Here is a 25,551-nt window from a genome sequence, read left to right on the forward strand (position 1 = left end):
AGGCCTGGCGTGGCCGGCCGACGGTCCAGGCGGGCTCAGGCCCGCGGGTAGCGGGCCAGCCAGCCCGGGGAGGCGCCTGCCGGGCCGTGGAGGGCGGGGCCCTGGGTCATCTCCATGGCGAAGTCGTCGGCCAGTTCCAGGATGGTGGGGCGGCCCTCCAGCTCGGCAAGCCAGGCGGGCGGCAGGGCCGTCTCGCCGTGCAGGGCGCCCAGCAGGCCGCCGGTCAGCGAGGCCGTCGCCCCCGACGGGCCGTCCTGGTTCACGGCGAGGCACAGGCCGTGCCGGACGTCCTCGCCGACCAGCGCGCAGTACACGGCGGCGGCCAGCGTCCCCTCCGCCGTACGGTCCCCGGCGAGCTCGGCGACCCGGGCGGGCGTCGGCATGCCCTGCCGTACGGCACCGAGTGCGTGCTGCAGCGCGGCGGACACCGACTCGTGGCCGGGGCGGGCGCCGAGCAGGGCGAGGGCCTGCTGGACGGCCGCGTCGAGGGTCTCGCCGCGGGCCAGCCCGTGCACGACGACGGCGTACGCCCCCGCCGACAGGTAGGCCATCGGGTGCCCGTGGGTCTGCGCCGCGCACTCCACCGCGAGCTGGGCGACGAGCTGCGGCTCCCAGCCGACGAGGAGTCCGAAGGGCGCGGAGCGGGCCACCGCCTCCGGCCCGACCTCGGCCGGGTTCTTGGGGGCGTCGAGGGTGCCCATGTTCTCGTCGCCGAAGCCGATCAGCAGCGAGCGGGCCGGGTCGCGCCGGGCGTACAGCCACTCCTCGCGGGCAAGCCAGCCGTCGTCCTTGCGCCGTTCGTCGGGCCCCCAGTCGCGCTGGGTGGCGGCCCACCGCAGATAGGCGCGGTGCAGGTCGGTCGGCGGATGCCAGGCGCCGGTGTCCCGCCGGACCTGGGCGCGTATCAGCCCGTCCACGCTGAACAGGGTGAGCTGGGTGAGGTGGGTGACGGCTCCGCGTCTGCCGTAGGCGACATCGAGATCGCCGAGCCCCTCGGGCCCGTACCCCTCGTGTATGCCCTCCAGGTCCAGCCCGTCGACCGGCGCTCCCAGCGCGTCTCCCACGGCGGATCCGAGCAGCGTGCCCCGCACCCGGCTGCGGAAGTCCTGCTGTTCCGCGCGGCCCCAGACGGCCCCGGCTGTCCCACCCACCAGAACCTCCCCGAGGCCCCCGCCCGACATACGACAGTTCAGCACTGTAATCGAACGGGGACGGTCGGTTCAGGGGGCAATCCGGTGCACGGACCGATCACGCCGGGGAAAGATGGCTGTCATGTCCACCAACACAACGACCGCCTCGACCACGGTCACCACCCCCCACGCCCGCGCCCTCACCCTGACGGCCGCGCTCCTGACGGCGAGCGTCGCCCTCTACATCGCGCTCGTCGCCTTCGGCAACATCACCGACTTCGGGACCAACCAGGCCTTCGTGCAGCACGTCCTGGCCATGGACACCACGTTCAAGGACGACGACCTGATGTGGCGGGCCATCACGAGCAAGGGCCTGCAGAACGCCGCCTACGTCGCGATCATCGTCTGGGAGACGGTCGCCGCGCTCGTCCTGATCTACGCGACCTGGCTGTGGGCCCGCCGGGACCACGCCCGCGCCCGCAGCGTCTCCACCTATGGCCTGCTGATGCTGCTCCTGCTGTTCGGCGCCGGGTTCATCGCCGTCGGCGGCGAGTGGTTCTCCATGTGGCAGTCGAAGACCTGGAACGGCCTGGACGCCGCCCTGCGGGTGTTCGTCTTCGCCGGGATCACGCTGCTCGTCGTGCTGTTCAGCGACAACCGGCGCGAGGACGCCACTACTTGACGACCGCGACCTTCGTGCCGGCCGTCGCGAAGGTCCACAGCGCCGTCCCGTCCGCCGCCTTCATCCGGATACCGCCGGTGCGGGTGCCGGACGCGGGCGGCGGGGACGTCCCGTCGACCGCGTTGGAGAAGGCGATGTTGACCCCGGAGCTGACCGAGAAGTACACGATGTGCTCGATCTTCACACCGTCCGAGCCGGTGATCGGGCCCTCGGTGCGGGTGCCGACCGTGTAGGCGCCGGGGGCGGGTGCGACCGTCCCCGGCCACACGGCGAAGGTGCGGCGCGCCGCGTCGCTCGCGTCGACCAGCCACACCGTCTTGCGGCCGAGCGAGTAGACGATCCGGCGGCCGGTGCCGGAGCCGCCCGGCACCGCGGCCGGCGACTTCGTCTTCGTGGCGTGGGGCTGCGCGCCCGCCGACGCCGACGCGTGCGGCTTGGAGGCGACCGCAGGGGGCCTCGGTCCCTTGTCGGCCTGCACGGCCAGGACGGCGACGGCGGCGATGGCTCCTACCGTCAGACCGGTCACCCAGACCTTGGGGGCTGGCACGGCACGCAACTCCTCGGTTACAGGACCCCTGACACCCGTCGGAACAGGGGTCCGATCATCGTACTGTGGTGCTCCCCCGGGTCAGTCCAGCACCGGCAGCAGCTCCGGCAGGTGCCCGTCCGAGGCCGCCGCCGCCCGCTGCCGCTCCTCGGGCACCTCGCCGTACAGCGTCGTCCGGGGCTTCGCCGGCCGCCCGGCCGCCCCGGCCACCGCGATCAGGTCCTTGACCGACTTGTACGAGCCGTAGGAGGACCCGGCCATCCGGGAGATCGTCTCCTCCATCAGCGTGCCGCCCAGGTCGTTGGCGCCCGAGCGCAGCATCTCCGCCGCGCCCTCCGTGCCGAGCTTGACCCAGCTGGTCTGGATGTTCGGGATGTACGGGTGCAGCAGCAGCCGGGCCATCGCGGTCACCGCCCGGTTGTCGCGGACCGACGGGCCGGGCCGGGCGATCCCCGCCAGGTACACCGGGGCGTTGGTGTGGATGAAGGGGAGCGTCACGAACTCCGTGAAGCCGCCGGTGCGTTGCTGGATGCCGGCGAGCGTGCGCAGGTGGCCGAGCCAGTGCCGGGGCTGGTCGACGTGCCCGTACATCATGGTCGACGACGACCGGATGCCCAGTTCGTGGGCGGTCTCGATCACCTCGATCCAGGTCGCGGCGGGCAGCTTGCCCTTGGTGAGGATCCAGCGGACCTCGTCGTCGAGGATCTCGGCCGCCGTGCCGGGAATGGTGTCCAGGCCGGCCTCCTTCGCCGCGGTCAGCCACTCCCGGATCGACAGGCCGGTGCGGGTGGCGCCGTTGACGACCTCCATGGGCGAGAAGGCGTGCACGTGCATGCCCGGCACCCGCTCCTTCACCGCGCGCGCGATGTCGAAGTACGCGGTCCCCGGCAGGTCGGGGTGGATGCCGCCCTGCATGCACACCTCGACCGCGCCCACGTCCCACGCCTGCCGGGCGCGGTCGGCGACCTGCTCCAGGGAGAGGGTGTAGGCGTCGGCGTCCGTGCGGCGCTGCGCGAAGGCGCAGAACCGGCAGCCGGTGTAGCAGACGTTGGTGAAGTTGATGTTGCGGGTGACGATGTACGTCACGTCGTCGCCGACCGCCGCCCTGCGCACGTCGTCGGCGATCCGGGTCAGGGCGTCCAGCGCGGGGCCGTCCGCGTGCAGCAGGGCGAGGGCCTCGTCGTCGGTGAGTTTCGTCGGGTCGTCGGCGGCGGTCGCGAGCGCGGAGCGCACGTCGGTGTCGATGCGCTCGGGCGCCATGCCGGGCGCGGCCGCCTCGCGCAGCTCCGCCCAGTCGCCGTAGACCTCGTCGAAGTCCTCGCGCCGGTCGCCGGTACGGCCCTCGGTGTCGATGGAGGTGTGCAGGTCGGTGCGGCCGGAGGCGGTGAAGGCCTCCTCGGGCTCCTGCCAGGGGCGGCCCTCGACCACCGCGTCCGTCAGGGCCAGCCCGGTCTCCGGGTCGGCCAGGGCGCGCACGTGCGGGCGCAGCCGCGGGTCCAGCCAGGGCTCGCCGCGGGTGACGAACTCCGGGTACACGCACAGCCGTTCGCGCAGCTCGAAGCCGGCGGCGCGGGAGCGCTCGGTGAGTTCCTCGATCTGCGGCCAGGGGCGTTCGGGGTTGACGTGGTCGATGGTCAGCGGGGACACCCCGCCCCAGTCGTCGATGCCCGCCCCGATGAGCCGCTCGTACTCGCCCTCGACGAGATTGGGCGGGGCCTGCAGGCAGGCGCCGGGGCCCATGATGTGCCGGGCGACGGCGACGGTCGCGACCAGTTCGTCCAGCTCGGCGTCCGGCATGCCGCGCATCGCGGTGTCCGGCTTGGCGCGGAAGTTCTGGATGATCAGTTCCTGGATGCCGTGGTAGGCGCGGGAGACCTTGCGGAGCGCGAAGAGGGACTCGGCCCGCTCCTCGTACGTCTCGCCGATGCCGATCAGCAGCCCGGAGGTGAAGGGGACGGAGGACCGCCCGGCGTCCTCCAGGACGCGCAGCCGTACGGCGGGTTCCTTGTCCGGGGAGCCGTGGTGGGGGCCGCCGGGCTCGGACCACAGGCGGGTGGCGGTGGTCTCCAGCATCATCCCCATGGACGGGGCGACGGGCTTGAGCCGCTGGAAGTCGGTCCAGGACATGACGCCGGGGTTGAGGTGGGGCAGCAGCCCCGTCTCCTCCAGGATGCGCACCGAGATGGCGCGGACGTAGGCGATGGTGTCGTCGTAGCCGTGCGCGTCCAGCCACTCGCGGGCCTCCGGCCAGCGGTCCTCGGGCTTGTCGCCGAGGGTGATGAGGGCTTCCTTGCAGCCGAGGGCGGCGCCCTTGCGGGCGATGTCGAGGACCTCGTCCGGCGACATGAACATCCCGTGCCCGGCGCGGCGCAGCTTGCCGGGGACGGTGACGAAGGTGCAGTAGTGGCACTTGTCCCGGCACAGCCGGGTCAGGGGGATGAAGACGCTCTTCGAGTACGTGATGACGCCGGGGCGCCCGGCCTGTTCGAGTCCGGCGTCCCGGACCCGGGCGGCGGAGGCGGCGAGGTCGGTCAGGGCCTCGCCGCGTGCCTGGAGGAGGACGGCCGCCTCCGTGACGTCCAGGCTGACGCCGTCCCGGGCCCGTTTGAGGGCGCGACGCAGGGAGTTCTCGGTGGGGCCGGTTCCGGTCGCGGAAGTCGTCATTTCTTGAGCATACGTTCGAGGTCTGCGTTGTCGGTTGCGGGTGCGTTCCGGCTGGTGGCGCCCCCTCACAGGAACTCGGCGTACCCGTCCAGGACGCGGAGGACCTCCGCCTCCTGTGCCGGCGGCAGCTGGACCACGACCTCCTCGATGCCCAGGTCGGCGTAGTGGGCGAGCTTGCCGGGGCTGGGGAAGACGGCGTACGGGACGATCTGCAGGGTCTTGGGATCGCGGCCCGCGTCGGCCCAGGCGGCGCGCAGCACCGGCAGCGACTCGGTCAGGCCGCGTCCGCCGATGGGCATCCAGCCGTCGGCGTACTCCACGATGTGGGAGAAGAGCTTGGGGCCCGCGGCGCCGCCGACGAGGGTGCGCGGGCCGACGACCGGACCGCGCGGTTTCTGCACCGGCTTGGGGTACGCGGAGGAGGCCCGTACGCTCCCGAACTCCCCCTCGTAGGCGGTCGGTTCGTCCGTCCACAGGGCCCGCATCAGCGCCATCCGGTCGCGCACCAGCTCGCGCCGGGTCCGCCACTCCACGCCGTGGTCGGCGGCCTCCTCGACGTTCCAGCCGAAGCCGAGGCCGAGGGTAAAGCGGCCGCCGGAGAGGTGGTCGAGGGTGGCGATCTGCTTGGCGAGGGCGATCGGGTCGTGCTGGGCGACCAGGGTGATGCCGGTGCCGAGGCCGAGCCGCTCGGTCACGGCGGCGACCTGGCCGAGGGCGACGAAGGGGTCGAGGGTCCGGCCGTACTCGGGCGGCAGGTCGCCGCCCGCCGGGTACGGGGTCGCCCGCTCGACGGGGATGTGGGTGTGCTCGGGCAGGTACAGGCCCGCGAACCCGCGCCGCTCCAGCTCACGCGCGAGCCGGACGGGGGTGATGGTCTCGTCGGTGAGGAAGATCGTGACGGCGATGCGCATGGGTCATCCATACCGGGTACCGCATGCGATGTACACACCGACCGGTCGGCATTCGGCACCGGGTTCCCCGCGCCCCGGGGCGGGTCTACGGTGACGAGGTGACGACGTTGCGCGGCACCCTGGCCCCGGGGGCACCGGACTACGTGTACGTGCCCTTCGACGTCCCGCCCGGTGTCCGCGAGCTGCGGGTCTCCTACTCCTACGACAGACCCGCCGTGCCGCCCGGCACCCCCGGCAACGCCCTGGACATCGGCCTCTTCGACGAGCGCGGCACGCGGGCGGGCGGGGAGGGCTTCCGGGGCTGGTCGGGCGGGGCCCGCACGGAGTTCTTCGTCCGCGCGGACGACGCGACACCGGGATATGTGCCGGGACCGGTGCGGGAGGGCACCTGGCATGTGGCGCTCGGCCCGTACACGGTGGCGCCGCAGGGTCTGTCGTACGAGATCACGGTGGCGTTCGAGTACGGCGCCCCCGGCCCCGCCGCCCGGCCGGTGTACCCGCCGGAGCGGGCCGCGGGCCGGGGGCGGGCCTGGTACCGCGGCGACTGCCACCTGCACTCCCGGTACTCCGACGGCCGCCGCACCCCGGCGGAGATCGCGGCGCTCGCGCGGGCCGCGGGCCTGGACTTCGTCAACTCCTCCGACCACAACACCCATGCCGCGCACGCCCATTGGGCCGCGGAGGCGGGCGAGGACCTGCTGGTCCTGCTCGGCGAGGAGGTGACGACGCGCAACGGTCACGTGGTGGCGCTCGGCACCGATCCGGGCACGTTCGTGGACTGGCGGTACCGGGCCCGGGACGGCCGGTTCGGGCATGTGGCCGCTCTGATCCGGCGGGCCGGCGGGCTGGTCGTCCCGGCGCATCCGCATGCCCCCTGCATCGGGTGCGCCTGGAAGTTCGGGTACGGGGAGGCGGACGCGGTCGAGGTGTGGAACGGCCCGTGGACGCCGGACGACGAGGTGACGCTGGTGGAGTGGGACGGAGGGCTCGTGGCGTCGGCGCGGGAGGAGCGTGGCTGGCTCCCGGCGATGGGCAGCAGCGACGCGCACCGGGATCCGGATGCGGTCGGGCTGCCGCAGACGGTCGTCCTCGCCGACGACTTGACGCGGGAGGCGATCCTGGAGGGCATCCGGGCGGGGCGTTCGTACGTGGCCGAGTCCAAGGACGTGTCCCTGTCGTTGACGGCGACGGTCGCGAGCGGTGAACACGCGGGGATCGGGGGGCGGTTGGCGGTCGGCGCCGGCACTCCCGTCACGGTCCGCGCCGCGGCCGCAGGCGCCCCTCGCTGCACGATCCGCCTGGTCACCGACGAGGGCACGGTCCTCGTCGGTGACCCGCTGCCGGTGACGGGCTCCGGCTCGGTGGAATGGCGGACGACCGCGGCACACGCGGCCTACGTCCGCGCGGAACTGCGCCACGAGACGGCGGCCGGACCCCTTCCGGGAGCGATGGCCGCCTTCACCAACCCCGTCTTCCTGAGCAGATGACGCGCGGCCGGTTCAGCGTTTGAGCAGGAAGGTGAAGTCGGTGGAGAGCCTGCCGTTCAGGCGGGCCGCCGAGACGACCTTCCCTCCGTCGATCAACCGCTCGACCTCGGCCCGTGACAGACCGCAGCCCTCGGCGATCAGCCGCACCGGCCGGAGGGGGATCGGCGCCGCGAAGCGGACCGAGACGTCGACCGCCTCGCCGTCCGGGTCGTGATCCGGTCCGCTCGTGTCGAGACGCCAGGCGCCGGCCCAGTCGAGCGCGACGCGGTTGCGGCGCAGCACGAGCGGGTCGGCGAGCACCTCGGCGGCCAGAGCGGAGTCGTTGTCGTGCATGCGGTCCAGCAGTGCGGGCTGCACCGAGCGCACCCGCGCCCGCTCCAGGACCGTGAACTTCGCGGTGTCCCCGCAGGTGGTGCAGAGCGCGAGGAGCCAGGCGTCGATGAGTTTGTGGTGGGCGTTGACACGGAACTTGCCGTTCGGCCGGAAGGTCCCGGACGGGCACGTGTGGCAACGGCGCAGGACAAGGGGCAGGCGGGTGGGTGCGACCACCCAGTTGGTGAGCACAGAAGTACACCGGTTCCAGTGAGATACCTGCAGCAGAAAGGGGCGCGGCGCACAGGCGCGACGCGCGACGAATCAGCTCTCGGGAGGTCTCACACGGTGTACAACGGCACGCCCTTCGGCAGACGACTCGGTCCGGCAGCACGGTAGCGGCGCATCACGGCGCCGTTCCATCGGTTTTCGTGGTGGAGTCGACCCATGGACAGTGAGACCAAGTACCGCGTCGTCACGGCCTTCCAGCGGGTCCTGAACCGCGTGACGCGCCGTCTGCCCACCCACACCCTCCTGGAGACGACCGGCCGCACCTCCGGCCTCCCCCGCCGTACGCCGGTCGGCGGGCGGAGGACCGGGGGCTCCTTCTGGCTGGTGTCGGAGTTCGGGGAGCGGTCGCAGTACGTGCGCAACATCAAGGCCGACCCCCGGGTGCGGGTGCGGCTGCGCGGCCGCTGGCACACCGGCACGGCCCACCTCCTGCCCGACGACGACCCCGTCGCCCGGCTGCGCGGCCTGCCCCGGATGAACAGTGCCGCGGTGCGGGCGGTGGGGTCCGGGCTGCTGACGGTGCGGGTGGACCTGGACGACTGAGGTCAGCCGGGCCACACGATCGACTGCACCTCGCTGTAGGCGTGCAGCGCGTACGAACCGCAGTCGCGTCCGACCCCGCTGTGCCGGAAGCCGCCGAAGGGGGCCTCCATGTTGCGGCCGACGGTGTTGACGCCGACCCCGCCGGCCCGCAGCCGCCGGGCCACCCGGAAGGCGCGGGCGACGTCGCCCGACCACACGTAGTCGATGAGCCCGTAGTCGCTGTCGTCGGCGAGGGCGACGCCCTCGTCCTCGTCGTCGAACGGGATCACCACGACCACCGGCCCGAAGATCTCCTCCCGGGCCACGCGCATGTCGTTGGTGCAGTCGGCGAGCAGGGTCGGGGCCACGTAGAACCCCCGGTCGTACGGCGGCCGTTCACCGCCCGCCACCACCACCGCGCCCTCCTTGCGGCCCAGTTCGGCGTACGACTCCACGCGCTCCCGGTGGGCGGCGGAGATCACCGGACCGACCACCGTGTCCGGCTCCCTCGGGTCGCCCACCTTCAACCGGCTTGCGTAGGAGGCCAGTTGGTCCACGAGACGGTCGTAGATCCCCCGCTGCGCCAGCACCCGCGTCGGCGCCGTGCAGATCTGGCCGCTGTAGAAGGAGAAGGTGGTCCCGATCCCGGCCGCCGCCGAGCCCACGTCGGCGTCGTCGAAGACGAGGGCCGCGCCCTTGCCGCCCAGCTCCATGAGCTGCCGTTTCATGGAGCGGCCGCACACCTCGCCGATCCGCCGTCCCACCGCCGTCGACCCGGTGAAGCTGACCATGTCGACGTCGGCCGACTCCACCGCCGCCTCGCCGACCTCCACCGACCGGCCGGAGACCACGTTGACGACCCCCCGCGGAACTCCGGCCTCCTCAAGCGCCTCCGCCATCCGGTAGACCGACAGCGGGTCCTGCGGGGCGGGCTTGACGACCACCGTGTTGCCCATGGCGAGCGCGGGAGCGATCTTGCCGGCGGGGTTCGCCCACGGGTTGTTGTACGAGGTGATGCACGCCACGACACCCACCGGCTGCCGTACCGCCAGCGCCCCCATCACCCCGGCTCTCCCCATCGGCCCGGCGTCGTTGATCTGCGGCGGGATCGCCCACTCGGCGGGTTCCACGCGCGCGTACCGCCGGAAGCGGGCCATGCCCACCCCGACCTGCATCGCCCGCGCGGTCCCCGTGGTCGCGCCCGTCTCGGCCCGGGCGAGTTCGGCGTACGGCGCGAAGTGGGCCGCGATGACGCCGGCCGCCCGGCCCAGCACCGCCGCCCGCTCCTCCGGCGCCGTCCTCGACCACGGCCCGAGGGCCTCGCGGGCCGCGGCGCAGGCCGCGCGCACCTGATCCCGCGAGGCCTCCGGGGCCCACCCGACGGTCTCCTCGGTCGCCGGGTCGACGACGGCGTAGTGGCCGCCGTCCGGCTCGGCCCACTCGCCCCCGACGAACAGCCGCTGCCCGTCGCCCGCCTCGCTCACCGGGTGCTCACCGTCCGCGTGTCCCGCCCGGAGCGCAGGACCGTGCCCGGTACGGCGCCGCTGACCGCGTCGTCCCGGATCACCTCGACCCCGTTGACCCAGACGGCCCGCACGCCGATCGCCTTGGCGTCCAGCCGCGGGCTGTCACCCGGCAGGTCGTGCACCAGGGTGGCCTGGCCCGCGTCGATCCGCTCCGGGTCGAAGAGCACCAGGTCGGCATGGAAACCCTCCTGGACCCGGCCCCGCTCGCGCAGGCCGAACAGCCGCGCCGGATCGTCGGTCAGCATCTTCACCGCCTGCTCCAGGCCGACCAGCTTGCGCCGGCGCAGGCAGTCGCCGAGGAAGCGGGTGGTGTACGGCGCCCCGCACATCCGGTCCAGATGCGCGCCCGCGTCGGACCCGCCCAGCAGCACGTCCTCGTGCTGCCAGGTCTCCGCGCGCAGCGCCCAGGAGGCGGGGTCGTTGTCGGTGGGCATCGGCCACAGGACGGTGCGCAGTTCGTCGGCGGCGCAGATCTCCACCATGCAGTGGAAGGGGTCCTGGCCGCGCTCCCGGGCGATGTCGCCGACCACCCGCCCGCTCAGTCCCCGGTTCGCCTCGCTGTAGGTGTCCCCGATGACGTACCGGCCGAAGTTGGTCAGCCGCCGCAGGACACCGGCCTCCTTGGAGCCGGCGCCGCGGAGCATCTCGGCCCGTACCTCCGGGTCCCGCAGCCGGGCGATGCGCTCGGGGACGGGCAGGGCGAGGACGGGGCCCCAGCCGGGGATGAGGTTGAGGGCGCAGAAGGTGCCCAGGGACATGTTCATCGGGGTGAGGATCGGCATGGTGAGGGCGACGACCCGGCCGCCCGCCTTGCGCGCCTGCTCACTGGCCTGCAGCTGCCGTGGCACCCGTTCGGGGACGGCCGCGTCGATGGTGAGGACGTTCCAGTTCAGGGGCCGTCCGGCCGCCGCGCTCATCTCCGCGAACAGCTCGATCTCGGCGTCGCTGAACTGGTCGAGGCAGCCGGCGACGATCGCCTCGATCTGGGTGCCCTCGTGCTCGCCGACGGCCCGCGACAGGGCCAGCAGCTCGGCGGGCAGCGCGTGCCGGGAGGCGACCGGCTGTCCGTCGCCGTCGGAGTGCGTGCGGGACTGGGTGGTGGAGAAGCCCCAGGCGCCGGCGTCCATGGCCTCGTGCAACAGCCTTACGATCGCGTCCAGTTGCTCCTCGTCGGGCTGTCCGCCGATGGCGTCCGGCCCCATGACGTACCGGCGCAGCGCGCAGTGCCCGACCATGAACCCGGCGTTGACGGCGATCCGCCCTTCGAGCGCGTCCAGGTACTCCCCGAACGCGTTCCAGCTCCAGGGCGCCCCCTCCTCCAGCGCGGTCAGCGACATGCCCTCGACCTTGGACATCATCCGGCGCGTGTAGTCGGCGTCCTCGGGGCGGGCGGGGTTGAGCGGCGCGAGCGTGAACCCGCAGTTCCCGGCCGCGACGGTCGTCACCCCGTGGTTCAGCGACGGCGTCGCGTACGGGTCCCAGAACAGCTGGGCGTCGTAGTGCGTATGCGGATCGACGAACCCGGGCGCGAGCACGAGCCCGGAGGCGTCCTCGGTGGTGCGGGCCTCCTCGGTGACTTTGCCGATGACGGCGATACGGCCGTCGCGTATGCCGACGTCGGCGACCCGGGCGGGCGCACCGGTTCCGTCGACGACGGTCGCGCCCTTGATGAGGTGATCAAGCATGGGGCTCCCTTCTCATGCGCGGGCACATGTCCCACCTGAAGGGGCGCGGGGAACTGCGCGACCAGCCACAACCCACCCGCACCCGGCAACGCGCGCTCAAGCCCCCTGGCGGAACCGCGAGGTCCGATGCACGGGATCCGTGTCGATCTTCGGAATCACGTGCTCCCCGATCAGCCGGATCGTCTGCAGCGTCTCCTCCTTCGGCACCCCCACCGGCAGGCCGAAGCTCAGCTGGTCCGCCCCGGCCTGCTCCCACCGCTTGCACTGCGTGAGCACCTCCTCGGGGTCGCCGCAGATCAGCAGCTCCTCCTCGATGAGCACCTCCACGAACTCCGGCGTGTACTCGGGCAGCGTCTCCGGCCACTCCGGGAACCCCTCGGGGCGGGGGAAGGTGTCGTGGTAGCGGAACACCAGCGAGGGCAGGTAATGCAGTCCGCCGTGCACGGCGATGTCGATCGCCTCGTCGTGCGTGGGCGCGCAGATGGCCGTGGTCGTCACCATCACGTTGTCGTTGACGAAGTCGCCCACCGGTTCGGCGTTCACGATCGCCGTCTTGTACTGCTCCAGCACCCACTCCATGTCGGAGACCTTCTGGATGCTGAAGCCCAGCACGCCGAGCCCCTTCTTCGCGGCCATCGCGTACGACGGCGGCGACCCGGCGGCGTACCACATGGCGGGGTGCGACTTGCCGTACGGCTTGGGCAGGACCTTGCGCGGCGGCAGCTGCCAGAACTTGCCCTGGAAGCCGGCGTACTCGTCCTGGAGCCACATCTTGGGGAACTCGGCGATGGTCTCTTCCCAGATCTCCTTGGTGTAGTTCATGTCGGTCACACCGGGGATGAATCCGAGGATCTCGTGCGAGCCGGCACCCCGCCCGCTGCCGAACTCGAAGCGGTTCTCGGTGAGGTGGTCGAGCATCGCGACCTTCTCGGCGACCTTCACCGGGTGGTTGACCTGCGCGAGCGGGTTGAAGATGCCGGATCCGAGGTGGATGCGGTCGGTGGCGTGCGCCAGGTAGCCGAGGAACACGTCGTTGGCGGAGAGGTGGGAGTACTCCTCCAGGAAGTGGTGCTCGGACGCCCACGCGTACTTGAAGCCCGACTTGTCCGCCTGGATGACGTACTCGGTCTCCTCCATCAGCGCCTTGTGCTCCGCGAGCGGATCGGTCTCGCCGCGCTTGCCCACATACCCCTGTACAAAGAGCCCGAATTCCACGGAGGTTCACCGTCCCCGGTTCTGGAGTTTTCTGACGCTCCGTCAGTTTTGGATGACTGTCGCACCACCGGCCGGGAGGGTCAAGAGCTGATGACCCGTCAGATGAGGTTGACGCCGGCCAGCCACCCGCCGTCGATCACGAAGGGCTGGCCGGTGATGTACGAGGAGTCCTCGCACGTCAGGAACAGCGCCAGCCGCGCCACCTCGGCCGGCTTGCCGATCCGCCCGAGCGGCACGAGTTTGCGGTACAGCTCGTCCAGCGCCCGGCCGGTCTCCTCCGCGTCGGCCGTCGGGTCCAGCTGGGCCGGGTTGGACATCGCGGTGTCGATGGCGCCGGGGCACATGGCGTTGACGCGGATGCCGCGGTGGGCGAGCTCCAGTGCCGCGACCCGGGTGAGGCCGAGGATGGCGTGCTTGGTGGCGGCGTAGGTGCCGACGGCGGCCATGCCGGTGACGGCCGTGTAGGAGGCGGTGTTGACGATCGTGCCGCCGTCCTCCATCACCGGCGCCACCGTTCTGATGCCGAGGAAGCAGCCGACCTGGTTGACCCGGACGACCTGCATGAACTCGTCGAGAGGCGTGTCGACCAGGGAGTTGAAGCGCAGGATGCCGGCGTTGTTGACCAGGCCGTCGATCCGGCCGTGGGCGTCCTTGACCGTGCTGACGGCCGCCCGCCACTGCTCCTCCTCGCCGACGTCGAGGTGGACGTACCGGCCGCCGATCTCCCGCGCGAGCGCCTCGCCCTGGTCGTCGAGGACGTCGGCGACGACGACCTCGGCCCCCTCCGCCCGGAACAGGCGGGCCTCCTGCTCGCCCTGTCCGCGCGCCGCGCCGGTGACGAGCACGACGCGTCCGTCCAGCTTGCCCATGCCACAACTCCTCTACAGGTCGGGTGCGACGTCGGCGCCGAAGGCCGCCATCTGGTCGGTGAGTTCGCCGCGGCTGCGGCAGCGGAACCGCACCTGGATCTGGTGCACGCCCATCGCGCCGTAGGCGCGCAGGGACTCGGCGAGCCGGTCCGGGGGGCCGGTCAGGGTGCGGCGGCCGACGTCCCAGGCGGGTGTGCCGACGTACAGGGGCTCGGTGATGGCGCCGACGGTCAGCGGCTCCTCGATGCCGGCCTCGGCGCGCAGCCGCCCGAGCCGGGCGATCTGCTCGGGCAGGCGCTCGCGCGGGTCGCCCTGCGGCAGCCAGCCGTCCCCCCTGAGCGCGGCCCGGCGCACGGCGGCGGGCGACGAACCGCCGACCCAGAGGGGGACGCGGTCCTGGGCCGGGCGGGGCCGCTGGCCCAGGCCCTCGAAGTCGTGGCGCTTGCCGTGGTGTTCGGGGAACTCCTCGGCGCCGAGGGCGGCGCGCAGGGCGTCGATCGTCTCGTCCAGGACCGCCCCGCGCCGCTCGAAGTCCACGCCCAGCACCTCGAACTCCTCGCGCACATGACCGGCCCCGACCCCGAGGATCAGGCGGCCCGCGCTGAGGTGGTCGAGGGTGGCGTACTGCTTGGCGGTGAGCAGGGGGTGCCGCAGCCCCACGATCGCCACATGGCTCAGCAGCCGGACGCGTTCGGTCGCCGCCGCCAGGAAGGCGAGGGTGGCGACGGGGTCGTACCAGACCGTGCTCATCGCGGGGGCGAGCCGGCGCGGGATGGCCACGTGGTCGCAGGAGGCGATGTAGTCGAAGCCCGCGCGGTCCGCGGCCCGGGCGACGGCGAGCAGGTCCTCGGGGCCGGCGGCGGCCTCCCAGGGCTCGGCGTACATCGTGCTCTGCGACTGCACGGGCAGCTGGATGCCGTACGACAGGGCGGTCACGGTCGCCAGAGCCCCTCGGGGGTCAGTCCCAGCAGGTCGATGGCGTTGCCGCGGACGATCCGCTCCACGGTCGCCGGGTCCAGGTGGCCCATCTGCGCCTCGCCGACCTCGCGGGACTTGGGCCAGGTGGAGTCGGAGTGCGGGTAGTCGGTCTCGTACAGGACGTTGCCGACGCCGATGGCGTCGAGGTTGCGCAGCCCGAAGGCGTCGTCGAAGAAGCAGCCGTAGACGTGCTCGGCGAACAGCTCCGACGGCGGCCGGTGCACCTTGTCGGCGACGCCGCCCCAGCCGCGGTTCTCCTCCCAGACGACGTCCGCGCGCTCCAGGATGTAGGGGATCCAGCCGATCTGGCCCTCGGCGTACATCACCTTCAGGTTCGGGAAGCGTTCGAACTTGCCGCTCATCAGCCAGTCGACCATGGAGAAGCAGCAGTTGGCGAAGGTGATCGTCGAACCGACGGCGGGCGGGGCGTCCTTGGAGGTGGACGGCATCCGGCTGCTGGAGCCGATGTGCATGGCGACGACCGTGCCGGTCTCGTCGCAGGCGGCGAGGAAGGGGTCCCAGTCGTCGGAGTGCACGGAGGGCAGGCCCAGGTGCGGGGGTATCTCGGAGAAGGCGACCGCGCGGACCCCGCGGGCGGCGTTGCGGCGGACCTCGGCGGCGGCGAGTTCGGCGTCCCAGAGCGGGATGAGGGTGAGGGGGACGAGCCGGCCCTGGGCATCCGGGCCGCACCACTCCTCCACCATCCAGTCGTTGTAGGCCCGCACGCACAGCAGGGCCAGCTCGTGGTCCTCGGCCTCGGTGAAGGTCTGGCCGCAAAAGCGCGGGAAGGTCGGGAAGCAGACGGCGGACTGGACGTGGTTGACGTCCATGTCGGCCAGCCGCCGCGGGACGTCGTAGGACCCCGGGCGCATCTGCTCGTAGGTGATGACCTCGAGTTTTATCTCGTCCCGGGAGTAGCCCACGGCCGTGTCGAGGCGGGTCAGGGGGCGCTGGAGCTCCTCGTAGAGCCACCAGTCGCCCAGCGGGCCGTCGTCTCCGGGGGCGCCCATGACGGGGCGGAAGCGGCCGCCGAGGAAGGAGATCTCCTTGAGCGGGGCGCGGACGATGCGGGGGCCGACGTCCAGGTACTTCTTCGGCAGACGGCTCTGCCAGACGTCCGCGGGCTCCACGGTGTGGTCGTCGACGGAGATGATCTGAGGGAACGTCAGGTCGGTGTCCATGGCGCTCACGGTAGCGCCGATCTGACGAACCGTCAGCTACGAGTCGGCGGGCTGTTTCCCGTGCGGGTCTGTGCGGAAGTGTGCGAAGGCCGCGTGAGGGCCTTGTGACTTACCGCGCGTCCGGCCGTGACCGCCCCCTCCACAGCTGACGCATCCGCCCTGGACAAGGCAGACTGACGGGGTTGCTCACTGTGTCTAGGGGGACGGCGATGGTCGACCGTGTACCGCGGGTGCCCGAGCAGAGGCGTTCGAGCCCCTCTGCGGAGCCTGCGGCCCTGTGCTTCGGCGTGCTCGGACCCGTGCGCGCCCGGCGCGGGGACGCGTCGTTGAACACCGGCTCCCCGCAGCAACGCGCCCTGCTGGCCGCCCTGCTGCTGCGCGAGGGCCGTACGGCGACCGCCGCCGAGCTGATCGACGCCCTGTGGGGCGAGGAGCCGCCGTCGCAGGCGCTGGCGGCGGTGCGCACGTACGCCTCGCGGCTGCGCAAGGTGCTGGACGCCGGGGTGCTGGTGAGCGAGTCGGGCGGCTACGCGATCCGCGGCCTCGCCGAGGGCGCCCTGGACCTGGCGGTCGCCCAGGACCTGGCGATGGAGGCGGAGAAGGCCAGGAGCGCCGGGGACCTGTGCCACGCCCGCGAGGTGCTGGGCCGCGCGCTGGCCCTGTGGGACGGCGAGACGCTGGCGGGCGTGCCCGGCCCGTACGCGGAGGCCCAGCGGGTCCGCCTGGAGGAGTGGCGGCTGCAACTCCTCGAATCCCGCCTGGACATGGACCTGGAGCAGGGCTGTCACGCGGAGGCCGTCTCCGAGCTCACCGCCCTCACCGCGGCCCACCCGCTGCGCGAGCGCCTGCGCGAGCTGCTGATGCTGGCGCTGTACCGCAGCGGCCGGCAGGCGGAGGCCCTCGCGGTGTACGCGGACACCCGCCGCCTGCTCGCCGACGAGCTGGGCGTCGACCCCCGCCCGGCCCTGCGCGAGCTGCAGCAGCGCATCCTGGAGGCCGACCCGGGCCTGGCGGAGCCCTCCGCCCCGCCGGCCGAGCCCGCCGCCGCCCCCGTGCGTCCCGCCCAGCTCCCCGCCACCGTCCCGGACTTCACGGGCCGCGCGGCCTTCGTGCGCGAGCTCGGCGAGGTCCTGTCCTCGGCCGAGGGCCGCGTGATGGCCGTCTCCGCGCTGGCCGGCATCGGCGGCGTCGGCAAGACGACGCTCGCGGTTCACGTCGCCCACCAGGCCCGGTCGGCCTTCCCCGACGGCCAGCTGTACGTCGACCTGATGGGCGCCGGGGCGCGGGCCGCCGAACCGGAGACCGTGCTGGGCTCCTTCCTGCGGGCCCTGGGGACCCCCGACACGGCGATCCCGGACTCCCTGGAGGAACGGGCCGCCCTGTACCGCTCGGTCCTCGACGGCCGCCGGGTCCTGGTCCTGCTGGACAACGCCCGGGACGCGGCCCAGGTGCGTCCGCTGCTGCCCGGGACGGAGGGCTGCGCGGCCCTGGTGACCTCACGGGTGCGAATGGTGGACCTCGCGGGCGCCCACCTGGTGGACCTGGACGTGATGTCCCCCGACGAGGCGCTGCAGCTGTTCACGAAGATCGTCGGCGAGGAGCGGGTCGCCTCGGAGCGGAAGGCCGCCCTGGACGTGGTCGCGGCCTGCGGCTTCCTGCCGCTCGCCATCCGCATCGCCGCGTCCCGGCTGGCGGCGCGCAGGACGTGGACGGTCTCCGTCCTCGCGGCGAAACTCGCCGACGAGCGGCGCCGCCTGGACGAGCTCCAGGCCGGTGACCTGGCGGTCAAGGCCACCTTCGAACTCGGCTACGGCCAGCTGGAGCCGGCCCAGGCCCGCGCCTTCCGGCTGCTCGGCCTCGCGGACGGCCCGGACATCTCCCTGTCGGCCGCCGCGGCCGTCCTCGACCTCCCGGCGGAGGAGACGGAGGACCTGCTGGAGTCCCTCGTGGACACCTCCCTGCTGGAGTCGGCGGCGCCCGGCCGCTACCGCTACCACGACCTCGTACGGCTCTACGCGCGTGCGTGCGCCGAACGCGACGAGTGGCCGCCCAGCGAGCGCGAGGCCGCGCTGTCCCGCCTGCTGGACTTCTACCTGGCGACGGCGGCGGGCGTGTACGCCCTGGAACGTCCCGGGGACCGGCTGGTGGACCACCTGGAGGGGACGGCGTATCCCGGGGTGCCGTTCACCGACCTGCGCGCGGCGCAGGACTGGCTCTACGCGGAGGCGATCTGCCTGCTCGCGTGCGTGCGGCAGGCCGCGGGACGGCCCGAGACGCTCAGCCGCGCCGTCGACCTGCTCTGGGTCGCGCACGACCTGTCCGAGTCGGGTGCCAACTCCCGGGAGTACGAGGTGACCGCGGAGGCCCTGCTGGAGGCGGCCCGGCGGTACGGCGCCGACCGGGCCGAGGCGCGCGCCCTGATGACGCAGGTGAACGTCCACCACGTCAGCGGCCGTTTCGAGCTGGCGGACCAGGAGGCGGAGCGCGTCACGCTCCTCGCGCAGCGGGCGGACGACCTGCTGCCCGTGTGCTGGGCCCGCAACGCCCGCGGCATCATGGCGCTCTACCAGAACCGCCACGAGGACGGCGAGGAGCACCTCTCGCAGGCCATCGAGCACTTCCGCACCCTGAGCGACCGCGCCGGCGAGGCCAGCGCCCTGTGCAACCTCTCCCGTATCCACCTCGCCACCGGCCGGACGGCGAGCGCGGTCGAGCTGGCGCAGCAGGGCCTCGAACTGTACGACGCCATGGGCAACTCCATGCGGGGCGCGAACGCCCGGTACGCGCTGGGTCTGGCGCTCACCCAGAGCGGCGAGCTGGACGCCGCGGGCCATCGGCTTCAGGAGGCCCTGGAGGTGTTCCGGGAGAGCCGCCAGCGCCTGTGGGAGGGCATGAGCCTGTTCCGGCTGGCCGAGGTCGACCTCGCCGCCCGGCGGCCCGCGCAGGCCGCCGCCAACGCCGAGATGGCGCTGACCGTGCTGCGCGGCATCGGCGGCGAGTGGCGGCGCGGCAACGTCCTGACCGTCCTCGGCCGCGCCCTCGGCGGCATCGGGCAGCTCGGCCGGGCGCACGTCTGCTGGCAGGAGGCGATCGGCATCTACGACGAGCTCGGCTCGCCCGAGGCCGCGGAGGTCCGGGCGCTGCTGACTCCCGTACGGGCGGCCTGAACGACCTCGTCGGGCCGTTCATCATTCGTTTATCGCCGTGCGCCATCCTCGTCTCAGTCGATCCGTCGCGTCGGGGGGCAGACGGGTCACTGCGGAGGGTCCCGCACCCGCTGATTAGGGTGAACGGCCCGGACAGGCCCGCCCGGTCATCCTCGGGGGAGTGACCGGGCGGGCCTCGCGATCCACGCAGCCGAACAGACCCAAGGGGAGTTGACGAAGATGAGCGACGAGCTCAAGCCTGCCGACATGCACGCCACGGACGCCAAGGCGACCGTCCAGGACATGCACGCCACCGACGAGCCGGTGACGACGGACGACATGCACGCCACCGACGAGCCGCTGGAGACCAAGGACATGCACGCCACGTCGGAGCCGTTCACGCCGACGAAGTAGGACCGCACACACGGGGGATCGAGCGCGACGGCCCGGAGGGGAGCCGTCGCGCTCGGTGTGCGTCCGCCGCCGGCCGGTTCAGGGCCGCCGCCCGCGCAGCTCGCCCTTGACCACCTTCCCGCTGGCGTTCCGGGGCAGCTGGGGGACGAACTCCACCGCCCTGGGCACCTTGTAGTTCGCCATCTCGCGCCGGGACCAGGCCATCAGGTCGTCCGCCGTCAGCACGGCCCCCGGCCGGCGCACCACGTAGGCCTTGCCGACCTCGCCCAGGCGCGGGTCGGGGACGCCGACGACGGCGACGTCCGCCACGTCCGGGTGCAGGCCGAGGAGTTGCTCTATCTCGGCCGGGTAGGCGTTGAAGCCGCCGACGATGAACATGTCCTTGATCCGGTCGGTGATCCGCAGGTTGCCGGCCGCGTCCAGGACGCCCACGTCGCCGGTGCGCAACCAGCCGTCCTCGCCGAGCACTTCCGCCGTCGCCGCCGCGTCCTGGTAGTAGCCGCGCATGACGTTGAAGCCGCGGACCAGGACCTCGCCGGGTTCGCCGGGCGGCGCCTCGACGCGGACCTCGGTGCCGGGGATCGCCCGGCCCGACGTCGCGGCGATCACCGTGGGGTCGTCGCCGCGGCGGCACATCGTGACGATGCCGCTCGCCTCCGACAGGCCGTACGCCGTCAGGACCGTCTCCACGCCCAGTTCCCCGCGCAGCCGCTCCACCAGCCGCAGCGGCACCACCGCCGCGCCCGTCACCACCAGCCGCAGCGCGGACAGGTCGTGCGCGTCCCGGGCGGGATGGTCGAGCAGCGACTGGTGCAGGGTGGGCGGGCCGGGCAGCACCGAGACGCGTTCGGCCGCGATGTTGGCCAGGACCGTGTCCACGTCGAACACCGGCTGGGGGATCATCGTCGCGCCCCGCATCAGACAGGCCAGGACGCCGGCCTTGTAGCCGAAGGTGTGGAAGAAGGGGTTGACGACCAGGTAGCGGTCGCCCCGCCGCAGTCCGGCGAGGTCGCACCAGATCTCGTACGCCCGCAGCGACTGCGCGTGCGTGATCACCGCGCCCTTGGGGCGGCCCGTCGTGCCGGACGTGAAGACGATGTCCGACGGCCAGGAGCCCTCGACCGCCGCCGCGCGCGCCCGCGCCCTTCCTGCCGGGACCCCGTCGCCGCCCGCCAGGAAGTCCTTCCAGGTGCGGAAGTCGGCGGGCGCGTCGTCGGAGAGCACCACCACCTGCTCCAGGCCGGGCAGTCCCGGCCCGTCGGCGATCGCCCGCCGCAGCGAGGCCACGTACGACGTCCCGAGGAACGTGCCGGTCACGAACAGCAGCCGGGCCCCGCTGCCGCGCAGCACCTCGACGGCCTCCGTGCCCTTGAAGCGGGTGTTGACCGGCACGAGCACCGCGCCTGCCGACACCGCGCCGAGTGCCGCGACGATCCAGTCCAGCGAGTTCGGGGCCCAGATCCCGACCCGGTCGCCGGGCTCGACGCCCGCGGCGAGGCAGGCCGCCGCCGACCGTTCGACGCGGGCGCCCAGTTCGGCGTACGAGATCCGGGTGCGGCCCTCCACCACCGCCTCGACGTCGGCGTACCGTTCGGCCGCCGACCGGACGAGTCCCGGAATGCTGCCCCACTCCACGTCACCGCGCACAACAGCCCCCAACCTCGTAGCTGACTACCCGTCAGATTAGCTGTAACCTGACGCACTGTCAGCCGCCCTGTCCCCACGCGGAGGTGCCCCGACATGCCCGGACTCAAGGACGCCACCGCGATCGTCGGCATAGGGCAGACCGCCTTCGGCAAGCGGCTGGCCGAGGACGAGCGGACGCTGGCCTGCCGTGCCGTGCTCGCCGCCCTCGACGACGCCGGCATCGCGCCCGGCGAGGTGGACGCCGTCGCCTCCTACACGATGGAGGAGACGGACGAGGTGGAGCTGGCCAAGGCCGTCGGCTTCGGCGACCTGACCTTCTTCAGCAAGGTCGGCTACGGCGGCGGCGGTTCGTGCGCCACCGTCGCCCACCTCGCCGCCGCGATCGCCACCGGGCAGGCGAGCGTCGGCGTCGCCTGGCGCTCGCGCAAGCGGGGCTCCGGGCCGCGCCCCTGGACCAACACCACCGTCCAACTCCCCACCCCCGCCCAGTGGACCCGCCCCTTCGGCCTGCTCCGCCCGGCGGACGAGATCGCCATGCTGACGCGCCGCTACATGCACGAGTACGGCGCGACCCGCGACCACCTCTTCAACGTCGCCCTCGCCTGCCGCAACCGCGCGAACCAGAACCCGGCCGCCGTCATGTACGACCGCCCGCTGACCCGCGAGATGTACATGACCTCCCGCTGGATCAGCGAGCCCCTCTGCCTCTTCGACAACTGCCTGGAGACGGACGGCGCGTTGGCCTGTGTGGTCGTCAGCGCCGAGCGCGCCCGGGACTGCCGGCAGACCCCCGTCTACGTCCACTCCGCCGCCCAGGGCCTGCCCGCCCAGCACCACGGCATGGTCAACTACTGGAACGACGACCCGCTCACCGGCCCCGCCTGGACCGCCGCCCGGCACCTGTGGAAGCACGCCGACTTCACCCCCCAGGACGTCGACGTCGCCCAGATCTACGACGCGTTCACCGCGCTGATCCCGCTGTCCCTGGAGGGCTACGGCTTCTGCGGGCGCGGCGAGGGCGGGGCCTTCACCGAGCAGGGCGCGCTGGAGATCGGCGGCCGGCTGCCCCTGAACACCGGCGGCGGCGGACTGAGCGAGGCCTACGTGCACGGCTTCAACCTGATCAACGAAGGCGTACGGCAGCTGCGCGGCACCGGCACCGCCCAGGTCCCGGACGCCGCCACCTGCCTCGTCACCGCCGGCGAGGGGGTCCCCACCTCCGCCCTGCTGCTGAGGAGTTGAGGCACATGCCCTCCGAACCCGCGATGCTGAGCCCCGTCACCGACACCGACGGCGCCCCCTTCTGGGGCTACGCCCGCCAGGGCGAACTGCGTGTGCAGGCGTGCGCCGACTGCGGCGAACCGCGCTTCCCGCCGCGCCCCTGCTGCCCGCACTGCCAGTCCTTCGCCGCCGAGTGGCGCCGCACCGAGGGCCACGGACGCATCTGGTCCTACGTCCTCCCCCACCCGCCGCTGCTGCCCGCCTACGCCGAGCAGGCCCCGTACAACGTGATCGTCGTCGAACTCTCCGACGCCCCGCGCGTCCGGCTGGTCGGCAACCTGGTCGCCGAGGCCGGGGCGCGGCTGGACTCGGTGCCGCCCGAGCGCATCCGGATCGGCGCGCGGGTGCAGGTCGTCTTCACCGACGGCGGACTGCCCCAGTGGGTCCTGGAGCGCCCATGACGACGACCGTGCGACTGGCCGCCGACAAGGACACCGGGGTCGCCGTCGTCACCCTCGACCGGCCCGGCCGCCTCAACGCCATCGACCTCACCATGCGCGACGAACTCCGCGAGGTGTGGCGTGAGTTGCGGTTCGACGACTCCGTGCGGGCCGTGGTCCTGACCGGTGCCGGGGAGCGGGCCTTCTGCACCGGCCTCGACCGGGACGCCGTGGTCCCCCAGCCCTCCTCCCCCTACATGGCCGACGATCCGCTGCTGCGCGTCGGGCCCAAGTCCAACGACCTGTGGAAGCCGGTGATCGCCGCGGTGACCGGCATGGCCTGCGGGGGCGCCTTCTACCTCCTCGGGGAGGCGGACTTCCTCGTCGCCGACCCCACCGCCGCCTTCTTCGACCCGCACACCACGTACGGCATGGTCAGCGCCTACGAGTCGGTGCTCCTCGCCCAGCGGATGCCGTACGGGGAGGTCGCCCGGATGATGCTCATGGGCACGGCGGAACGGCTCTCCGCCGAGCGCGCCCACGCCATCGGGCTGGTCTCCGAACTCACCGCTCCCGGCGGGGCGTTGGCGGCGGCGACGGAGTGCGCCACCGTGCTCGCCGGGTATCCGGCCGAGGGCGTCCAGGGAACCGTGCGGGCCCTGTGGGCGGCCAGGGAGAGCGCCGTCGCCGCGGGGTTCGCGCAGGCGCCCCATCTGATCGCGCTCGGCAACCTGCCGGGCGAACGGCAGGCGGAGCTGTTCGCCGGGCGGGGCAAGGGGTTCCGGACGCGGTAGGGCCTCAGCTCGACGCCGGCGCCAGGTCGCGTACCTCGCAGTGGTCGACGCGGGAGACCTGGGCGTCACCGCCGCCGACGTACTCGCGCAGCGTCACCGTCCCGCTCGCCGGCACCCGCGCCCGGTCGACCTGGGTGGTGACGACGCCGCCCTGGGCGTCGAAGAAGGTGACGGTGACGTCGAAGGTGCCCGCGGTGGTGTTCGGGTTGCTGACCCGGACCGTCGCGTACGGCTGCTTCACGCTCGCGCAGCTCACCAGGACCGCCATCGCGGGCGACGCCGAGGCCGCGGCGGACGACGGGTAGGAGCCGCTGCGGCCGGTCGTGGTGGTCGTGTGCCGCGAGGTGTCGTGGTCCTGCGAGGAACTGCTGCACCCGCCACCGCTGCTGTGGTGCTTGCCGATGCCGTGGTGCCGTCCGGTCGAGAAGCCCGTCAGCGACAGCACGACGAACCCGATGACAGCCGCGAACCTGAGACCACGCCCCCGTGTGTTCATACGTCCAGCCTAGCGACGGTCCGTCACGAGCATGTCACCGCGTGGCGGCCGTCGCGCACCGGGCGTAGCGTCGTCGGTGACGGCCGCCGTCCGACACCCTTTCCGTCAGCAGGTACGACGGCCGTCACCGGAACCTCACGCGGTGCGCGCGGTTCCGGTGCCCTTCTCCGCGTCCAGCGCGTACACGCACCGGTCCTTGCTGCACGCGTACACGACGCCGTCCCGGACCACCGGCGAGCCGGTGATCTCGCCGCCGGTCGCCAGCTTCCAGCGCAGCCGGCCGTCGTCGGCCTTCAGCGTGTACAGCAGGTGGTCGGTCGAGCCGAAGTGGATACGGCCCTCCGCGACGGCCGGGGCGCCGACGATGTCGCCGCCCGCCTGGAAGCGCCACTTGGGCGTGCCCGTGACCGCGTCCAGGGTGTAGAGCCCCTTGCCGCTGCCGACGTGGACGTGGCCCGCCGCCACCAGGACCGGGTCGATCGAGGAGCGGGACTCGGTGGCGATGCGCCAGCGGTCGCGGCCGTCGGCGGCGTCGAGGGCGTACACCGTGCCGAGGTAGTCGGCGAGGTAGACGCCGCCGCCGGTGACCGCCGGGCCGGGCGCGAAGGTGGGCGGGGAGAGGAAGACCGCGGGGGCCTCGAAGTGCCATTTGACGTGGCCGCCCGCGATGTCGAGGGCCACCACGCGGGTGCCGGCGGAGACGTACACGTAGCCGTCGGGCGCGGGCGTCACCCGGACCGGGACGCCGCCGCAGGAGGCCGCGTCGCCGATCGGGTAGGACCAGCGCTCGTCACCCGTGCGGGCGTCCAGGGCGCGCAGCCGGGCGTCCTGCCAGACGTAGACCGTGCCCTCGTGGACGGCGGGCCCGGCCTCGGGCTGCTCGAAGTCGGTCTGGGCGCCGGTGAGCTCCCACAGCTTCTGCCCGTTGGCGGCCTCCCAGGCCTGGACGCCGCCGCCGCGCGTGCCGGTGACGACCGTGCCGCGGTCGGCGTGCAGGGAGTACACCCAGGCGTCCGTGGACAGCCGCCACAGGTCCGCGCCCTCCCGGCAGTCCAGGGCGAACAGCGTGGGCCCGTCGGAGGCGTGGATACGGCCGTCCGCGACCGCCATCGACCAGGCGACGTCCCGGGTCTTGAAGCGGCGCCGGCCGGTGGCCACGTCCAGGGCGTGCACCTCGAAGGAGGTGACGTACACGAGGTCGCCGGAGACCGCCGGGGTGCCCCAGACGTCGTTGGACATGCGGAACCGCCAGGGGCGCCAGCCGGCCGCCGTCTCCGGGGGCGCGGGTGCCGGCACCGCGGGGCCCACGGCGGGGTCGGTGCCGTTGACGCCGGGGCGGGCCTTGGACCAGGAGGCGGCCAGGGCGGCCTCCGGCGGGGGCGCCTTGACGGCG

At 73.0% G+C, this 25,551-nt stretch carries 22 protein-coding genes; 8 read left to right on the forward strand and 14 right to left on the reverse strand.

From position 1 onward, the window contains the following. Positions 1 to 35 precede the first annotated feature (35 nt). On the reverse strand, positions 36 to 1,151 hold the full coding sequence (locus M8J74_RS22945; protein WP_249838246.1) for an ADP-ribosylglycohydrolase family protein: 1,116 nt from the start codon (positions 1,149 to 1,151) through the stop codon (positions 36 to 38). A 121-nt stretch (positions 1,152 to 1,272) separates the two neighbouring features. On the opposite strand from M8J74_RS22945, the gene M8J74_RS22950 reads away from it, so the two are divergent. Further along, positions 1,273 to 1,812, forward strand: coding sequence for a DUF2165 domain-containing protein (locus tag M8J74_RS22950; RefSeq protein ID WP_249838247.1), 540 nt, complete (start codon positions 1,273 to 1,275; stop codon positions 1,810 to 1,812). Here the strand turns inward: M8J74_RS22950 and M8J74_RS22955 are convergent. From M8J74_RS22955 to M8J74_RS22965, 3 genes are all read right to left on the reverse strand, one after another. After that, the gene (locus M8J74_RS22955; RefSeq protein ID WP_249838248.1) at positions 1,805 to 2,359 is read right to left on the reverse strand and encodes a hypothetical protein; all 555 of its coding nucleotides are present in this window, start codon (positions 2,357 to 2,359) and stop codon (positions 1,805 to 1,807) included. The genes M8J74_RS22950 and M8J74_RS22955 overlap by 8 nt on opposite strands. Positions 2,360 to 2,440: 81 nt before the next feature. After that, on the reverse strand, positions 2,441 to 5,023 hold the full coding sequence (locus M8J74_RS22960) for a bifunctional FO biosynthesis protein CofGH (protein WP_249838249.1): 2,583 nt from the start codon (positions 5,021 to 5,023) through the stop codon (positions 2,441 to 2,443). 65 nt (positions 5,024 to 5,088) lie between these two features. Continuing rightward, a complete protein-coding gene (locus M8J74_RS22965) occupies positions 5,089 to 5,934 on the reverse strand; it encodes an LLM class F420-dependent oxidoreductase (RefSeq protein WP_249838250.1) in 846 nt (281 codons plus the stop codon). A 23-nt stretch (positions 5,935 to 5,957) separates the two neighbouring features. Here M8J74_RS22965 and M8J74_RS22970 point away from each other — a divergent pair, with 23 nt between their 5' ends. After that, positions 5,958 to 7,421 carry a CehA/McbA family metallohydrolase gene (locus tag M8J74_RS22970; protein WP_372500244.1) on the forward strand — a complete coding sequence of 488 codons (1,464 nt, stop codon included), beginning with the start codon at positions 5,958 to 5,960 and terminating at the stop codon, positions 7,419 to 7,421. A 12-nt stretch (positions 7,422 to 7,433) separates the two neighbouring features. On the opposite strand, the gene M8J74_RS22975 is transcribed toward M8J74_RS22970, so the two are convergent. Next, positions 7,434 to 7,985 (reverse strand): DUF1062 domain-containing protein, encoded by a 552-nt coding sequence (locus M8J74_RS22975; RefSeq protein WP_249838252.1) that lies wholly within the window; start codon positions 7,983 to 7,985, stop codon positions 7,434 to 7,436. A gap of 195 nt (positions 7,986 to 8,180) precedes the next feature. Here M8J74_RS22975 and M8J74_RS22980 point away from each other — a divergent pair, with 195 nt between their 5' ends. Then, positions 8,181 to 8,567, forward strand: a complete 387-nt coding sequence (locus M8J74_RS22980) for a nitroreductase/quinone reductase family protein (protein WP_249838253.1) — start codon at positions 8,181 to 8,183, stop codon at positions 8,565 to 8,567. Between the two features lie 2 nt (positions 8,568 to 8,569). Here the strand turns inward: M8J74_RS22980 and M8J74_RS22985 are convergent, their stop codons facing one another. The 6 genes from M8J74_RS22985 to M8J74_RS23010 form a co-directional block, all read right to left on the reverse strand. Then, positions 8,570 to 10,030: an aldehyde dehydrogenase family protein gene (locus M8J74_RS22985; RefSeq protein ID WP_249838254.1), complete on the reverse strand. Its 1,461-nt coding sequence runs from the start codon at positions 10,028 to 10,030 to the stop codon at positions 8,570 to 8,572. After that, positions 10,027 to 11,757 carry an N-acyl-D-amino-acid deacylase family protein gene (locus tag M8J74_RS22990; RefSeq protein WP_249838255.1) on the reverse strand — a complete coding sequence of 577 codons (1,731 nt, stop codon included), beginning with the start codon at positions 11,755 to 11,757 and terminating at the stop codon, positions 10,027 to 10,029. The genes M8J74_RS22985 and M8J74_RS22990 overlap by 4 nt, the downstream gene beginning before the upstream one ends. A 96-nt stretch (positions 11,758 to 11,853) precedes the next feature. Then, on the reverse strand, positions 11,854 to 12,972 hold the full coding sequence (locus M8J74_RS22995; RefSeq protein WP_372500245.1) for an LLM class flavin-dependent oxidoreductase: 1,119 nt from the start codon (positions 12,970 to 12,972) through the stop codon (positions 11,854 to 11,856). Between the two features lie 98 nt (positions 12,973 to 13,070). Then, positions 13,071 to 13,841 carry an SDR family NAD(P)-dependent oxidoreductase gene (locus M8J74_RS23000; RefSeq protein WP_249838256.1) on the reverse strand — a complete coding sequence of 257 codons (771 nt, stop codon included), beginning with the start codon at positions 13,839 to 13,841 and terminating at the stop codon, positions 13,071 to 13,073. A 12-nt stretch (positions 13,842 to 13,853) separates the two neighbouring features. Next, the gene (locus tag M8J74_RS23005; protein ID WP_372500246.1) at positions 13,854 to 14,777 is read right to left on the reverse strand and encodes a TIGR03619 family F420-dependent LLM class oxidoreductase; all 924 of its coding nucleotides are present in this window, start codon (positions 14,775 to 14,777) and stop codon (positions 13,854 to 13,856) included. Beyond that, positions 14,774 to 16,000, reverse strand: coding sequence for an amidohydrolase family protein (locus tag M8J74_RS23010; RefSeq protein ID WP_249838257.1), 1,227 nt, complete (start codon positions 15,998 to 16,000; stop codon positions 14,774 to 14,776). Before M8J74_RS23010 ends, M8J74_RS23005 begins: the two co-directional genes overlap by 4 nt. Before the next feature lie 209 nt (positions 16,001 to 16,209). On the opposite strand from M8J74_RS23010, the gene afsR reads away from it, so the two are divergent. Both afsR and M8J74_RS23020 read left to right on the forward strand, forming a co-directional pair. Then, positions 16,210 to 19,167 (forward strand): SARP-family global regulator AfsR, encoded by a 2,958-nt coding sequence (gene afsR, locus M8J74_RS23015; RefSeq protein ID WP_249838258.1) that lies wholly within the window; start codon positions 16,210 to 16,212, stop codon positions 19,165 to 19,167. A gap of 219 nt (positions 19,168 to 19,386) precedes the next feature. Next, positions 19,387 to 19,560: a hypothetical protein gene (locus M8J74_RS23020; RefSeq protein WP_203237712.1), complete on the forward strand. Its 174-nt coding sequence runs from the start codon at positions 19,387 to 19,389 to the stop codon at positions 19,558 to 19,560. A gap of 78 nt (positions 19,561 to 19,638) precedes the next feature. Here the strand turns inward: M8J74_RS23020 and M8J74_RS23025 are convergent, their stop codons facing one another. After that, on the reverse strand, positions 19,639 to 21,207 hold the full coding sequence (locus M8J74_RS23025; RefSeq protein ID WP_249838259.1) for a FadD3 family acyl-CoA ligase: 1,569 nt from the start codon (positions 21,205 to 21,207) through the stop codon (positions 19,639 to 19,641). 93 nt (positions 21,208 to 21,300) lie between these two features. Here M8J74_RS23025 and M8J74_RS23030 point away from each other — a divergent pair, with 93 nt between their 5' ends. Genes M8J74_RS23030 through M8J74_RS23040 form a run of 3 tightly spaced genes read left to right on the forward strand, consistent with a single transcriptional unit; the run spans position 21,301 to position 23,662 of the window. Continuing rightward, complete coding sequence (locus M8J74_RS23030) at positions 21,301 to 22,449, forward strand: lipid-transfer protein (RefSeq protein ID WP_249838260.1); 1,149 nt, start codon at positions 21,301 to 21,303, stop codon at positions 22,447 to 22,449. 23 nt (positions 22,450 to 22,472) lie between these two features. Continuing rightward, complete coding sequence (locus tag M8J74_RS23035; protein WP_249838265.1) at positions 22,473 to 22,889, forward strand: Zn-ribbon domain-containing OB-fold protein; 417 nt, start codon at positions 22,473 to 22,475, stop codon at positions 22,887 to 22,889. Further along, complete coding sequence (locus tag M8J74_RS23040) at positions 22,886 to 23,662, forward strand: enoyl-CoA hydratase/isomerase family protein (RefSeq protein WP_249838261.1); 777 nt, start codon at positions 22,886 to 22,888, stop codon at positions 23,660 to 23,662. Before M8J74_RS23035 ends, M8J74_RS23040 begins: the two co-directional genes overlap by 4 nt. A gap of 4 nt (positions 23,663 to 23,666) precedes the next feature. Here M8J74_RS23040 and M8J74_RS23045 read toward each other — a convergent pair whose 3' ends face one another. Together M8J74_RS23045 and M8J74_RS44575 are read right to left on the reverse strand one after the other, a co-directional pair. Continuing rightward, a complete protein-coding gene (locus M8J74_RS23045) occupies positions 23,667 to 24,158 on the reverse strand; it encodes a hypothetical protein (RefSeq protein WP_249838262.1) in 492 nt (163 codons plus the stop codon). A 135-nt stretch (positions 24,159 to 24,293) separates the two neighbouring features. After that, positions 24,294 to 25,551 (reverse strand): outer membrane protein assembly factor BamB family protein (locus M8J74_RS44575; RefSeq protein WP_283948485.1); only part of this gene is annotated, 1,258 nt, incomplete at its 5' end.

The organism is Streptomyces panaciradicis (assembly GCF_023516615.1).
Classification (GTDB): domain Bacteria; phylum Actinomycetota; class Actinomycetes; order Streptomycetales; family Streptomycetaceae; genus Streptomyces; species Streptomyces panaciradicis.

Bases quoted from the DNA above. Each gene is read 5' to 3' on its own strand.
- M8J74_RS23035 (WP_249838265.1), top strand. From the start codon at position 22,473: ATGCTGAGCCCCGTCACCGACACCGACGGCGCCCCCTTCTGGGGCTAC.
- M8J74_RS23020 (WP_203237712.1), top strand. From the start codon at position 19,387: ATGAGCGACGAGCTCAAGCCTGCCGACATGCACGCCACGGACGCCAAG.
- M8J74_RS22960 (WP_249838249.1), bottom strand. From the start codon at position 5,023: ATGACGACTTCCGCGACCGGAACCGGCCCCACCGAGAACTCCCTGCGT.
- M8J74_RS22980 (WP_249838253.1), top strand. From the start codon at position 8,181: ATGGACAGTGAGACCAAGTACCGCGTCGTCACGGCCTTCCAGCGGGTC.
- M8J74_RS23040 (WP_249838261.1), top strand. From the start codon at position 22,886: ATGACGACGACCGTGCGACTGGCCGCCGACAAGGACACCGGGGTCGCC.
- M8J74_RS22990 (WP_249838255.1), bottom strand. From the start codon at position 11,757: ATGCTTGATCACCTCATCAAGGGCGCGACCGTCGTCGACGGAACCGGT.
- afsR (WP_249838258.1), top strand. From the start codon at position 16,210: ATGGTCGACCGTGTACCGCGGGTGCCCGAGCAGAGGCGTTCGAGCCCC.
- M8J74_RS23010 (WP_249838257.1), bottom strand. From the start codon at position 16,000: ATGGACACCGACCTGACGTTCCCTCAGATCATCTCCGTCGACGACCAC.
- M8J74_RS22950 (WP_249838247.1), top strand. From the start codon at position 1,273: ATGTCCACCAACACAACGACCGCCTCGACCACGGTCACCACCCCCCAC.
- M8J74_RS22965 (WP_249838250.1), bottom strand. From the start codon at position 5,934: ATGCGCATCGCCGTCACGATCTTCCTCACCGACGAGACCATCACCCCC.
- M8J74_RS23045 (WP_249838262.1), bottom strand. From the start codon at position 24,158: ATGAACACACGGGGGCGTGGTCTCAGGTTCGCGGCTGTCATCGGGTTC.
- M8J74_RS22970 (WP_372500244.1), top strand. From the start codon at position 5,958: ATGCGATGTACACACCGACCGGTCGGCATTCGGCACCGGGTTCCCCGC.
- M8J74_RS23030 (WP_249838260.1), top strand. From the start codon at position 21,301: ATGCCCGGACTCAAGGACGCCACCGCGATCGTCGGCATAGGGCAGACC.
- M8J74_RS23000 (WP_249838256.1), bottom strand. From the start codon at position 13,841: ATGGGCAAGCTGGACGGACGCGTCGTGCTCGTCACCGGCGCGGCGCGC.